At 35.8% G+C, this 13,932-nt stretch carries 9 protein-coding genes; all 9 read right to left on the bottom strand.

The genetic code is table 11. From position 1 onward, the window contains the following. Positions 1–100 precede the first annotated feature (100 nt). The 9 genes from bglX to ACFX5F_RS03505 all read right to left on the bottom strand — a co-directional run bounded on the left by bglX (position 101) and on the right by ACFX5F_RS03505 (position 13,839). Positions 101–2,395 (bottom strand): beta-glucosidase BglX, encoded by a 2,295-nt coding sequence (gene bglX, locus ACFX5F_RS03545; protein ID WP_379849967.1) that lies wholly within the window; start codon positions 2,393–2,395, stop codon positions 101–103. A 251-nt stretch (positions 2,396–2,646) separates the two neighbouring features. Next, positions 2,647–4,026 (bottom strand): sialate O-acetylesterase, encoded by a 1,380-nt coding sequence (locus tag ACFX5F_RS03540; RefSeq protein ID WP_379849965.1) that lies wholly within the window; start codon positions 4,024–4,026, stop codon positions 2,647–2,649. Continuing rightward, entirely contained in the window at positions 4,016–4,624 is a 609-nt protein-coding gene (locus ACFX5F_RS03535; protein WP_379850401.1) for an SGNH/GDSL hydrolase family protein, read from the bottom strand. The genes ACFX5F_RS03540 and ACFX5F_RS03535 overlap by 11 nt, the downstream gene beginning before the upstream one ends. Positions 4,625–4,674: 50 nt before the next feature. Beyond that, positions 4,675–5,106: a hypothetical protein gene (locus ACFX5F_RS03530; RefSeq protein WP_379849963.1), complete on the bottom strand. Its 432-nt coding sequence runs from the start codon at positions 5,104–5,106 to the stop codon at positions 4,675–4,677. Positions 5,107–5,321: 215 nt separating this feature from the next. Next, a complete protein-coding gene (locus ACFX5F_RS03525; protein WP_379849961.1) occupies positions 5,322–7,442 on the bottom strand; it encodes an ATP-binding protein in 2,121 nt (706 codons plus the stop codon). Between the two features lie 293 nt (positions 7,443–7,735). Beyond that, the gene (locus ACFX5F_RS03520; protein ID WP_379849959.1) at positions 7,736–9,277 is read right to left on the bottom strand and encodes an acyl-CoA carboxylase subunit beta; all 1,542 of its coding nucleotides are present in this window, start codon (positions 9,275–9,277) and stop codon (positions 7,736–7,738) included. A 328-nt stretch (positions 9,278–9,605) separates the two neighbouring features. Next, the gene (gene accC, locus ACFX5F_RS03515) at positions 9,606–11,045 is read right to left on the bottom strand and encodes an acetyl-CoA carboxylase biotin carboxylase subunit (RefSeq protein ID WP_379849957.1); all 1,440 of its coding nucleotides are present in this window, start codon (positions 11,043–11,045) and stop codon (positions 9,606–9,608) included. Positions 11,046–11,049: 4 nt separating this feature from the next. Then, positions 11,050–11,535, bottom strand: coding sequence for an acyl-CoA carboxylase biotin carboxyl carrier protein subunit (locus ACFX5F_RS03510; RefSeq protein WP_379849955.1), 486 nt, complete (start codon positions 11,533–11,535; stop codon positions 11,050–11,052). A 102-nt stretch (positions 11,536–11,637) separates the two neighbouring features. Next, positions 11,638–13,839, bottom strand: a complete 2,202-nt coding sequence (locus tag ACFX5F_RS03505; RefSeq protein ID WP_379849953.1) for a B12-binding domain-containing radical SAM protein — start codon at positions 13,837–13,839, stop codon at positions 11,638–11,640. Positions 13,840–13,932 lie beyond the last annotated feature (93 nt).

The raw sequence follows: 13,932 nt of genomic DNA, 5'->3' as shown, positions 1-13,932 counted from the left end.
TCTAAACTGAATAATAGAATTTATTTTTAGTGCAAATTTTAACTTTAAATGATATAAATTAAAAATTTATGCTAATTAGTGAAATCGTGTTTATTTTATTTTATTTAATCTCAAACCCACTTTCCAATCCTTTGTCAGAGCTTCCTCCTACCATAATTTTGAAAGTTCCTGGTTCAACCAAATAATTTCCGTCATTATCAAAGAAACCTAATTCTTTATCGGTTAATGTCAACGTAACTGTTTTAGTTTCTCCTTTTTTCAAGGTGATCAATTCAAATCCTTTTAGTTCTTTTACCGGTCTGGCCAAACTTGCTGCATCATCATGAATGTACAATTGCACCACTTCTTTTCCATCGTAATTTCCAGAATTGGTAACTTCTACTGAAACCACAACCGACTCCCCTTTGGCGAAAGCCGCCTTATTTATTCTTAAGTTTTTATAATCGAAAGTCGTGTAGCTTAATCCGAAACCAAAAGGAAATTGAGGTGTTTTTTCTACATCAGTATAGTGAGACCAAAAAACATTTCCCTCTCCATTAGTAGGTCTTCCTGTACTGTAATTGTTGTAATAAATGGGACATTGACCTACATTTCTTGGGAACGACATAGGCAATTTCCCGCTTGGATTGTAATCTCCGTACAATACTTGTGCCACAGCATTTCCAGTTTGTGTTCCCAGATGCCATGCTTCAACGATAGCAGGGATATGTGCTGCTGCCCAAGGCAAAGCCAATGGTCTTCCGTTGTTTAAAACCAAAACAATATTTGGGTTTACTTTATAAATTTCTTCCAATAATTCTTGTTGTACACCCGGTAAATCAAGATTTGTTCTGCTACGTCCTTCTCCTGATTGAAAACCATGTTCTCCCAACACCATTACTACTACATCAGCGCTTGCAGCTACTTTTCTTGCAGCCTCAAATCCGCTTTTATCCGTAGTATTGAAAACCAATTCTTCTACGAAAGCTGTTTTTCCAACCGTCAAATCGGCTCCTTTTTCAAAAGTTAATTCATTCCCTTTGTATTGCTGCATTCCTTCCAAAACGGAAACGGCAGTATTATCGTCTGAAGCAATTCTCCAACTTCCCAAAGGGCTGTTTTTATCATTTGCCAAAGCACCAATCAAGGCAATCTTTTGTCCTATTTTTTGTAGCGGAAGCAAGTTTTTTTCGTTTTTCAACAACACGATTGATTTTTTGGCCATGTCAAGGACTCCGTCATTATTAGCTTTGCTCCCAATAGTCGCTTTTTCACGCTTTTCGTCACAATATTTATAAGGATCGTCAAACAGTCCCAATTCAAATTTCACTCTTAGAATTCGGCGTACCGCATCATCAACTAAGGATTCTTTTACTTTACCGGATTTAACCAAATTGGCTAATTCAGCCACATACAAATACGATTCCATATCCATATCAGAACCTGCGGTTACAGCTTTTTGAGTTGCTTCGGCGCCATCTTTGGCGAAACCATGAGCAATCATTTCACGCACCGAAGCCCAGTCTGAAACTACAAATCCATCAAAATTCCATTTCCCTTTCAAAATATCTCTTTGCAAGAAACTGTTTCCCGTTGCAGGAATACCGTTCAGGATATTAAAGGAGTTCATAAACGTACGCACTCCCGCTTCTGCAGCTGCATGAAACGGAGGTAAAACTTCATTGTACAATCTTGAATTACTGATATCTACCGTATTGTACTCCCTTCCTGCTTCAGCAAAACCATAGGCTGCAAAATGTTTGGCGCAAGCCGCAATCGTATTTACTTTAGCCAAATCTGCCTTAGTATCACCTTGAAAACCGGTAACTCTGGCAATCGCCACTTTACTTCCCAAATAGGCATCTTCTCCCGCGCCTTCCATCACACGACCCCAACGCGCTTCATGAGAAACATCCACATTTGGACCAAAAGTCCAGTTAATCCCAACCGCTGAAGCTTCGGCAGCAGCCACTTGAGCTGATTTTTTTATAGCATCCATATCCCAACTTGCCGCTTCTGCCAGCGGAATTGGACTCAAGGTTTTATACCCGTGAATCACATCAAATCCTATGATTAATGGAATCCCCAAACGCGTTTCTTCCACCGCAATTTTTTGTACTGCTTTTACTTCTTTAACCCCACGAACTGACAGCATCGACCCTACCAAACCGTCACGTAAATGTTTGTATTTCAATTCGGCATTCCCTTCTTTTGGCGCCGGGCCGGTCACTTCCCAAAAGCCGTTATACTGATTCATCTGCCCCACTTTTTCCTCTATCGTCATTTGTTTCATTAACAAATCAATGCGTTCTTCTATGGGTTTCGTCTTATCTAAATGTGGTTTTTTCTGTGCATTCATAATTGAAATGGTAATCAGGGTAAAAATACCTGCAGCTATTAATTTTTTAGTGTTCATAGTTTATTTTAGTTTGGTTTTTTAAATTTTTAGGCGTGACCCTTTCCCTGAAAAAAATCAGAAAAAGCGTCAGGCGATTCGGCTTTATTTCTCCGCTACGCTATGAGGATACCGCCTTCTATCCCTCACGCGGCATAAACATTATTAAGCTAATTTTATTGTCATTTAGACAACGGAGAAAACTCATTAGTTATTCTCAAGATATGATTTCTCCTTCCTCTAAATGACAAAATCGTATATGATCACTTTTATCATTCACTCATAAATGACGAAGCAGGTAAATTCGCTTTATTAAACAACTCTGATTGAGCTATGTTTGTCCATGCAAAACGAACTTTGACAGGATGTGATACTTTATCCGATTTTACAATCACTGTGTTTTTTTTAATCACGGCTTCTGCCACATAAAACAAATTATCAATTCCGGAAATTTCAAATTGATTCGCATTTTTGGTTGTAAAATGCAATCCGTTAGCATTACCAAAAGTAACAACAACTTTATTTTTATCAATTTTTATGGCTGTGTAAAGTGGTCCATAAACTAAATCCGAATTGGTTTTATAGGTATTCACCAAAGCCAAATTTGCCAATCTTGTCCCTAATGATTTCTTGTCTTTTGGGTGTATATCATCTATTGGAGAAATATCGCTGGTAATCGCCATTCCTACATTGGGAACTTCTTGCAATACTTTGCGTTGTGCATTTCTAATTTCAACACCACCAAAATGATTTTCTCCATATTTATAGGGCGCAATCTGAACGTAATAAAACGGAAAGTCGTATTTCCATAATTTTCTCCAAGAAGTAATTAAAGCCGAAAAGGTTTTATCATAAACTGTTGAACCCACATTAGATTCGCCTTGATACCAAATCACACCTGCAATTTTAAATCCCGCCAAGGGAAAAATCATCGCATTAAAAGCGCGCCCCGGTTGGTTTGGCCCATAGGATTCTTCTTTTCGGGTTTTGGCACTTTCCAGTAGAACCACATCTTTTTGAATGACTTCTTCTGGCATCCAAATCTCTGCTGGTGTTCCGCCCCAATTCGAGCCAATCAAACCGATAGGCACTTTTTTTAACTGTTCCTGTAAACGTTTGGCAAAGAAATAACCTGTTGCACTAAAATATTTCATCGTCGCTGGCGTACATTCCGTCCAGTTTCCCGATACATTATTTTGTGGTGAGGTTGCCGTTAATTTTGGAATCATAAAAAACCGGATATTCTCATTCGTGGCATTTTTTACTGCTTCATCCCCGTTTTCAATCCCCCAACTCGCTGACATTTCCATATTAGATTGGCCCGAGCAAATCCACACTTCGCCAATCAAAATATTCTTCAATACAATTTCATTGTATCCTTTTATAGAAATCGTAAATGGTCCGCCTTCTTTTGGAGTTGGAATATTTATTTCCCATTTAGCCTGATTACTGGCTTTGATTTTATATTCATGATGATTCCAACTTGGAGTTATAACGACCTCTTCCTGTGGATTCGCCCAACCCCAAACTGTAACTTCGGAATTGCGTTGTAAAACCATATTGTCCGAAAGCACATTGGGAAGCGTAACATTTGCGAAAGCGGAATGAGACAGTATCAAAAAGAAAACAAAAACAATTATGTTATTTTTCATCTAGTAATTTTTTAAAAAAAGGAGTCAATTGGGCGGCCATTATTTTGTCATCAGCGATATCCGGATGCGAACCACAACCGTTTGGTTTCATCGATTGGAATTCGAATAAAGCAATAGTTTTGTGTTGGATATCATTTTCAAAAGCATGAATCACTTTTTTCAAACAACGCACTAAAGTGACATTTCTGTCTCCCGAAACCATTGGGCTGTTCAATAATGCTATTCTGGTATTTGGCGCATGTTTATAAACCGTTTTGATAAAATTGATGTAGTTTGAAACATATTTTTCTTCGTTAAAAGGTAATCGTTCTTTTTTTCCGTCACCATCCGAAAGGTCATTCGTTCCCAAACAAATACTAATCAAATCTGGCTGAAAAGCAAAATCATACGGTTTAGAATTGTCTTTATTCAAATACAAATTTTCGTAAACATCAGGGATAATTGCTTCATCTTTATGCTCGTCATTCCAGTTACGGTACATACCAAATCCAGAAACGGAACTCAACACATAATCCACATTTAGACTACGAGAAACGATAGGTCCATACGCCCAATACGCATTATGTTGCTCGTACCATTCTCCTGTTCCACAAGGAATTGCTGTCGTATCATTACCAAAACCAGACGTAATAGAATCACCTATAAGTTCTATTTTTTTTTGTTTTCAAGAGTAATTTGGGTTAGTTTAGCTATAGTTCCGTTAAATAAAACCCCGCCATTCGCAGCTTCGGTAGCTTTATAAATGGTGAGACGGTGTGTTCTTTTCTTTTTAGAAATTACAATGGGAAAAGACTGCAATGCTCCTTTTTCAATCCGAACTCTTCCAATATAAGTACCATCTAATTCTAATGTAACATAATTTTGGTGTTCCTCAAGAGTTTGTAATGAAATAGAACACAAATTCCCTTTAAAATTAAACGAAACAGACGATGCCGAGCCTATCAAAATTACTTTATAATCGGCTAGATTCTCTACCCTTCCTGAATAGAGAAAGGAATTGTTTTGCTCCGCTACTTTTTGAGCAAAGGAAACAAAGGAAAGGAATAGTAAAACCAGTAAAAGGGATTTTTTTTTAAACATTATAGTGCTTTGGTTAAAATAAAACATAGAAAGCAAACCTATGCTTTTAAATGCTATCAGAAAGATACTAAAATGTCAAATGGTAATAAAAAAACACCAACCAGTTTTTTACTTTAAATATAAAACTGATTTAAAAATAAAAAACGCCTAAATCATCAGGTTGTTTTTCTAATTTTATGGATAATCCTTATAAAGCACTATTGGCGTGTTTTCACTTAGCAGTTATATTCTCCTTTTTTAACGAAAGACTCATCTAATAACTCAAATATTTTTTCTCGTTTCAAAGGTTTCGTAATATAATTTTTAAAACCTAGATTCAGTATCATTTCTTTATCCTCTGCTGAAGAGTACGCCGTTTGGGCTATTACAATTAAATCCGGATTCGTTTTTTTTATAATTGCAAAAGCATCTAATCCATTCATAACCGGCATTTTGACATCCATAAAAACCAAATCAATATCTTTATTTACTGCGCAAATATCGACCGCTTCTTGCCCATTAGTTGCTCTAATAATTGTATAATTTCTTAGTTCTAAAATTTTCTTTAATAATAAGAAGTTTATATTATCATCCTCAGCAACCAATATCGTTTCATTTCCTGAATTACGTTCAAAACAAGCATTAGTTTTAGTTTTTCTTTTTCTTTCTGATTCATCCAAAACTAATGGTATTTTAAATGTAAAAGCTGAACCAATACCAAATGATGACTTTACAGAAATTGAACCTCCTAACATTTCGATATATGCCTTAGAAATAGCAAGGCCCAATCCTAAGCCATTTGATTCAGCATGAAAATGATCCTCAACTCTTAAAAATCGATCAAATATTGCCTTTAAATTTTTTTCGTCAATTCCCCTTCCGGTATCTTTTACGGTAAAAACCACGGTTCCATCACTTTCGTTTATTTCATAACCAAAAGAGATAGAACCGCTATCTGTGAATTTAATTGCATTTGCTATTAAATTCACAAGAATCTGTTTTAACTTAACGACATCTGTAATTAAATATTTCTCAATTGGATGTGGACATTCAATAACAAAAAAATTAATTTGTTTTTCTTTTGGAATGGTGACTTTTATGGTTTCATACAATTCGTGAATGCATTTATTAAGGTTAATACCTTTATATTTGGGTTTAATTTGAAGTGCATCAATCTTCGACATTTCAATAAGATCCTCAATAATTGAGACCAAATTAGTGCCGCTTCTATTAATTATTCTTAAATACTCTGCTTTATCCTTTTCCTCTAAATCAGGATTATTCAACAAATCACTAAAACCAACAATAGCATTCATTGGAGTTCTGATTTCATGTGACAAATTAGCCAAAAAAGAAGATTTTAGTTTATCACTTTCCTCCGCCTTGTGTTTTGAAATCTCTAATTGTGTTCTTTGATTACTATTTTCTTCAAAAAGATTACCAATGTATCCAAATTCTCCTTTTATTCTTTTTAAACTACCAATGGCAAATAAACTTCCTGTTTCTAAAATACTGGTGATTAATTTCAAAGGATTATATACCCAACGTTTGGTGAAATAAAGACAAATTATAATATTAAATAGCGAGGCCAGTATAACGACAAAAAGAATCTCTTTTGTGTTTTTAAAATTTAGATTAAAAACTCTTTTAAAAGTTAATTGCGATACTACATTGTTTTTGTAATCTTTAAGGTCTAAATCTACGCTTACAACATCTTCCCCTGATGTGTTTGTATGATTTTCATTCTTCAAACTTGTTTTAGAGCTGCTAATCAGATTTAGATTTTCCAAAAATTGTTTGTCTAAAAGTCGAACCATAAAAAAGTAGCCCGAAGGGTTCGATTTAGTCTTCTTAGGGTCGTCTGAAGGATGGATTGTTGCGCCAAAAACCTCGACTATTCCCTCCGGAATCCTCAAATAAAACCGAGTGATTTTAGACTTATAAAGTTGCGACATTACCTCTTTTTGAATAAAATCATTTGTCTTAATCTTAGAAGAAACTGTTTTGCTAATCAAATTATTGTTTAAATCATAAACGCCAATATAATCCATGTTGTAAGTTTCGAATTGGCTTGCAACAGATTTACTATACCAATTTTTATCTCTCGTCTTGGTATATTTTACCAACGCATCCCAAAATGTAACATCGATTATTGTGGCAGTAGCTGTTTCAGAATTGAGTTTGAAAAGCGAATTGACTTCATTTTTATACTGATTATAGATACTTTTATAAAATTGTTTCTCTTCTTGAATGGTATACAGATAAAGTGAAACATAAAGCAATAAAAAGAACAAACTTGTTGCACTAATCAACAATAAAAGTTTGTAGTAGGTATTAATATTACCGTATTTTTTCATAGAACAAAGTGGTATTTTTTGAAAAATAAATTTATTTGATTTTTCTTATAAAAACTTCTATTTTTTTTAGAAGAATTATCTTATTTCTTTTTCGCAAGTTAAACTTTTTTTTCATAAAATAACAAACTACATAATTGAATATGAACCTTTCAATATTGTAAAAAAAATAATTTGAATAAAGAGTCGAGCACTTAAAAAAGTAAACATATACTAGAGAAACCTAAGTTACAATTTAGTGTTTTAACCAAAAAAACCCACCTTTATCAGGTGGGTTTTTCAATTCTTATAAAATTTTACAAAGGAATATTCCCGTGTTTCCGCTTAGGAGATACGCTTACTTTATTTTCAAGCATACTAAAGGCTTTTATCAGTTTGCGCCTTGTATCTTGTGGCAGGATTACTTCATCAACAAAACCACGTTGTGCTGCTGTGTATGGATTCGCAAACAAATCAGCATATTCAGCTTCTTTTTCTAAGAGTTTTGCTTCATGATCGTTGGCTTCACTGATTTCTTTTTTAAAGATAATTTCAGAGGCACCTTTGGCTCCCATCACCGCAATCTCGGCAGTTGGCCAAGCAAAATTCATGTCGGCACCAATGTGTTTCGAGTTCATCACATCATAAGCGCCACCATAGGCTTTTCGAGTAATCACAGTCACTCTTGGTACGGTCGCTTCGCTTAAAGCGTATAGCAATTTCGCCCCATGAACTATAATTCCATTCCATTCTTGATCAGTTCCTGGTAAAAACCCGGGCACATCTACCAAAACTAATAAAGGAATATTAAAACAATCGCAAAAACGGGTAAATCGAGCCGCTTTTTTAGAACTGTTCACATCGAGACAGCCGGCTAAAATCATCGGTTGGTTCGCTATAATTCCAATGCTTTTTCCTGCCAGTCGGGCAAAACCCACAAGGATATTTTCGGCATAGTTTTTATGAATTTCAAAAAACGAATCTTCATCAATAATGCCACCAATCACCTCATGCATATCATACGGTTTGTTTGGATTATCCGGAATAATTGTCGCTAATTTAGTACGAACCTCATCATGGAGTTCGTATGGTAAATTGTGTGCTTTCTCTTTATTGCTTTGTGGCAAATAACTCAACAAACGTTTCAGATCTTCTAAGCATTCCACATCATTTGCTGATGTGCAATGTGCCACTCCCGATTTAGTAGAATGAGTACTCGCCCCACCCAATTCCTCTGAAGTTACCGTTTCATTGGTTACGGTTTTCACAACGTTGGGCCCTGTTACAAACATATAACTGGTATCTTCAACCATCATGGTAAAATCAGTCATAGCAGGAGAATAAACGGCTCCACCGGCGCAGGGTCCCATAATCGCTGAAATTTGCGGAATCACTCCAGAAGCTTGAACGTTTTTAAAGAAAATATCAGCATAACCGCCCAAAGAACGAACACCTTCTTGAATACGTGCTCCACCAGAGTCATTCAGTCCAATCATTGGTGCGCCCATTTTGACGGCCATATCCATGACTTTACATATCTTCTCCGCATGTGTCTCTGACAACGAACCACCAAAAACCGTAAAATCCTGAGCAAAAATATAAACCAATCTTCCGTTGATAGTTCCATATCCTGTGATTACACCATCACCATAAAACATTTCCTTATCCATCCCAAAATCAGTAGTACGGTGCGTGACCAACATCCCAATCTCTTCAAAAGAACCTTCATCCATCAAATACTCGACACGTTCTCTCGCCGTTAGTTTTTTATTGGAATGCTGTTTTTCGATACGTTTTTTACCGCCACCCAAATGAGCTTCGGTAATTTTATTATTTAATACTTTTATTTTGTCTTGCATACTATTCTTTTTTAACCGCTAATTTTTATTAACCTTCTTGCGCCTATTGAGCTGTTTCTAATTTATCCAATTATTTATCCAAAGCTTTGAATTGCCTCCAGCTTTAGCTGGAGGATATGAAATTATGAATAGTATTCAATGGCTTTAGCTAAAATTGTTTGCCTTTTGGCTAAAGCCAATTTGACATTCATTTATTTTCTTCCAGCTAAAGCTGGAGGCAATTTAAACTATCAATAATCTGAACAATGCCATTTTATTTAAAACCATTAAGGAATTAAGTTTTGCTTTTTCTAAATGAAGCTTAATCTCTTAATGGTGAATAAATATTTTAATGAGGTAATCGTACGATTTTTTGATCTTCAAAATATTGTTTCATAGCCACAAGAGCGGCAATTTCGGCTTCCTTAGCCATTTGGTTTTTCAATACATCAGCATTGTAATATTTCTTTACAAAATGGGTATCAAAATTTCCGGAACGAAATGCTTCATGTTCAAAAACGAATTTTCCGAAAGGCAATGTCGTTTGTACACCTTCCACATGGTAACCATCAATAGCTTTAAGCATCAATTGAATCGCTTCTTCACGAGTTTCTCCATACGTGATTAGTTTGGCCAACATGGGATCATAATAAATAGGAATGTCCATGCCCTGCTCAAAACCATTATCGACACGAATATTTTCGCCCACAGGCAATTGATATCTATTTAAATGACCTACACTTGGTAAAAAATCATTCATCGGGTCTTCGGCATACACACGCAATTCTAAAGCATGTCCTTTTATATGCAAATCTTCTTGTTTGATGGTTAATTCCTCACCTCTAGCCACTCTGATTTGCAGTTCCACTAAATCAGTTCCGGTAATCCATTCTGTAACGGGATGTTCCACCTGCAAACGAGTATTCATCTCCAGGAAATAGAAATTATTATTTTCATCCAATAAAAATTCGACAGTTCCCGCTCCTAAATAATCACATGATTTAGCTACCAAAACGGCTGCTTCACCCATTTTTTTTCTCAATTCAGGTGTTAAAACCGAAGATGGAGCTTCTTCAATCACTTTTTGATGACGGCGTTGTATGCTACATTCTCTTTCAAATAAATACAAAATATTGCCATGACTGTCCGCCATAACTTGAATTTCTATATGTCGCGGCGAAGCAACATATTTTTCAATAAAAACGGAACCATCACCAAAAGCAGAAATCGCTTCGCTAATGGCGCGATTCATTTGAGATTCAAAATCGCTTTCGCTTTCTACCACACGCATTCCTTTTCCACCTCCACCTGCCGAAGCTTTAATCAAAATTGGAAAACCAATTGCTGTTGCAGCTAACTTTGCTTTTTCGATATCGGTAATTGCCTCATCTAAACCGGGAACCATTGGAATATTGTACTGCTTAACCGCATGTTTGGCAGCCAGTTTACTTCCCATGATTTTAATGGCTCTAGATTTTGGACCAATAAATATGATGTTGTTTTTTTCGGCTTCTTCGGCAAAATCAGCATTTTCACTCAAAAATCCATAACCTGGATGAATTGCATCCACGTTTAAAGCTTTGGCAACTTCTATAATTTTGCTTCCTAACAAATACGACTGACTCGAAGGTGCTTCTCCAATCCAAACGGCTTCATCGGCAAATTTTACGTGAGGTGCATTTCTATCAGCAGTTGAATAAACCGCTACCGTTTTAATGCCCATTTTTTGCGCGGTTTTCATCACCCTGATAGCAATTTCCCCTCTATTGGCAACTAATATTTTTTTCATAATCTTATTCGAATTCAATTAACAACTGTCCTTTATCTACTGCATCTCCCATAGCAACCGAAATCGACTTGATAATACCATTGCGGGGAGAAAGGAAACTATTTTCCATTTTCATCGCGCCCAGAATAATTAAATTGTCGTTTTCTTTTACCTCTTGTCCCACCACAACACTAATTTCCAGAATTAATCCAGGCATAGGCGCTTTAATAAAATTGACTTGTTTGGTAAGGCCAACTTCAAATCCCATTTCTTTGATAAGAATATCCAATGGATTTGAAATAGCTACAGTGTAGGTGTTGTTGTTTACCTTAACAGTATAGCTTTTTTGATTGAAATCAGACGTTACAATTTCAGCTTTATAAGGTGTGTTTTCATGCAATACATGGAATTTATTTGTTTCCACACTCACTGCATCTAGTTGTGAAACATGCTTCTTTTCAACATCAAAATGAAAAGTGTCATTTACATTTACTTTATAACCAATACTCATAAGTACATTTTTTATTGGTCGTAAAAATAAGTAAAGAAAACGTTTGCGTAATCTAAAAATTAAAGTTTTATGCTAATTTAATATAGTTTTGCTAAAATAAATTTACAACACTAATAATCCGAAATCTCTCAAGGTTTTTATTGGTTTTGAATACCAAAATAATTCAAAGTCTTCCAATTGCATTTCGAAATCAGTTTTTATTTCTTGAAACGTATAAATTTTAGCATTAGAAACTGAAATTTTCAGAAGCATTTCCACCAGCCATTCCCCTTCGTTCTTATTAGTTTGAATAGTGAAACTTTCTTTTTTATCGTGGAAAGTCAAAGTCATCATTTCCCAGAAATTTCCTTTTTTAGATTTGGTAAAATGTTCAATAATAGGCTTCCCTCCTAGCCAAACAATTTTAGCAGTGGGCTTACTATTGAAATCCTGATCTTCTTGTAAAGCATCAAATATAAAATCAGGGGAGATTTTGGTCTTCGGAATTTTAAACTCAAACCAATCCTGCAATTCGTAATCAAAGCAGATTCCGTGCATGAAATTGAACAAGGATTTCTTAAGTCCAAAACTGAATTTATCATGATCAATTCCTGTTGAATCTATATAATTAATATCGTTATTGGCAAAAGTTCCAATAACTTCGGTTTCTTTTACCACGCCAAATTTCTCTGGAAACATCCCAACAGGACTGTGCGCGGTCATCGCAAACTGATGCCAAAATCCGGATTGTAAAACGCCCACTTCAAATAACTGACGCACCATTTCTAGACTGTCTATGGTTTCCTGAATGGTTTGAGTAGGATAACCATACATCAAATACGCATGAACCATTACGCCTGCTTCAGTAAAATTACGGGTTACTTTCGCCACTTGTTCCACCGTTACACCTTTATCTATCAGTTTTAATAATCGATCCGAAGCAACTTCGAGACCACCAGAAACCGCGATACAACCGGATGCTTTTAAAAGTAGACACAAATCTTTGGTAAAGCTTTTTTCGAATCGAATGTTAGTCCACCATGTCACAGCTAATTTTCTTCGCAAAATTTCTAAAGCTAAAGCGCGCATTAATGCCGGCGGAGCAGCCTCATCAACAAAATGAAAACCGTTCTCGCCTGTTTGGGCAATCATTTCTTCCATTCGATCGCACAACAAATTGGCAGCGACCGGTTCGTATATTTTTATATAATCCAACGAAATATCACAAAACGTACATTTTCCCCAGTAGCAACCGTGCGCCATGGTGAGTTTATTCCAGCGGCCATCACTCCACATTCGGTGCATGGGATTCACAATTTCGATAACCGAAATATATTTATCCAAAAGTAAATCCGAATAATCCGGCGTTCCAACTTGCGATTGTTTATAATCGTGTTTTAGGGAATTGTTTCTGTAAACGACTTTTCCATCTTCCAACAGAAAGGTTCTTTTATATTGCTTCTCGATTGCGCTCGAAGTGACAGCATTTATAAGTTCTTCAATTGGCGCTTCGCCATCATCCAAAGTAATGTAATCAATGAACTCAAAAACACGTGCATCTGAAAGCGAACGTAGTTCTGTATTTGGAAAACCGCCACCCATCGAAATTTTAATGTTCGGATAATTCTTCTTCACCCATTGTGCGGAACGAAAAGCTGAATACAAATTCCCTGGAAACGGAACTGAAATCAGGAACAATGGAGGTTGAATATTTTCAATTCTCTCTTTCAGAATTGAAAGAAGTACGTTATCAATATACGTTGGTTCTTCTTGTAAAGCTTGATACAATTCGTCAAAAGAATTGGCTGAACGTCCTAAACGTTCCGCATAGCGACTGAAACCAAAATTAGCATCGACACATTCGACAATAAAATCTGAAATATCTTCGAGATACAAAGTCGCTAAATGCTTGGCTTTGTCCTGTGTTCCCATTGTCCCAAAAGCCCAGTCGAGTTCTTCTAATTGTGCAAATCGGGACGCTTCCGGCAAGAAATCCTCTTGACAAATTTGAAGCGCCAATGTTGGATTTTTTCCTTGTAAAAAAGCAATTACAGAATCAATAGTTTTTTGGTATTCGTCTTGTAAAGCGTAAATTCGTTTGGAATTATCCGAAACCTCTTCAGCTTTAAACATTGAACTCGCAACTTTAAACAAATTTTCTAAACCTTCTTTCGAAAACAATTTCAAAATCACTTCTATACCCAAATCAGCCTGAACAGAATCAATATTTTTGGTATTCAGGAACCCTTTGATATAAGCGGTTGCCGGATACGGCGTATTCAATTGAGTAAAAGGAGGCGTAATGAGAAATAGTTTCGTTTTCAAAAGAAATTGTTTTGTGCAAAAATAAGGGATAATTCTAGTAATTTTCGCAAAACTTCAACTGGAAGTTAAAATCCTAATTTATAAAATAATAAA

It is taken from the genome of Flavobacterium zhoui (genome assembly GCF_042787235.1).
GTDB classification, from domain to species: Bacteria; Bacteroidota; Bacteroidia; order Flavobacteriales; family Flavobacteriaceae; genus Flavobacterium; species Flavobacterium zhoui.
This window is presented reverse-complemented; position numbering and strand designations above follow the sequence as displayed.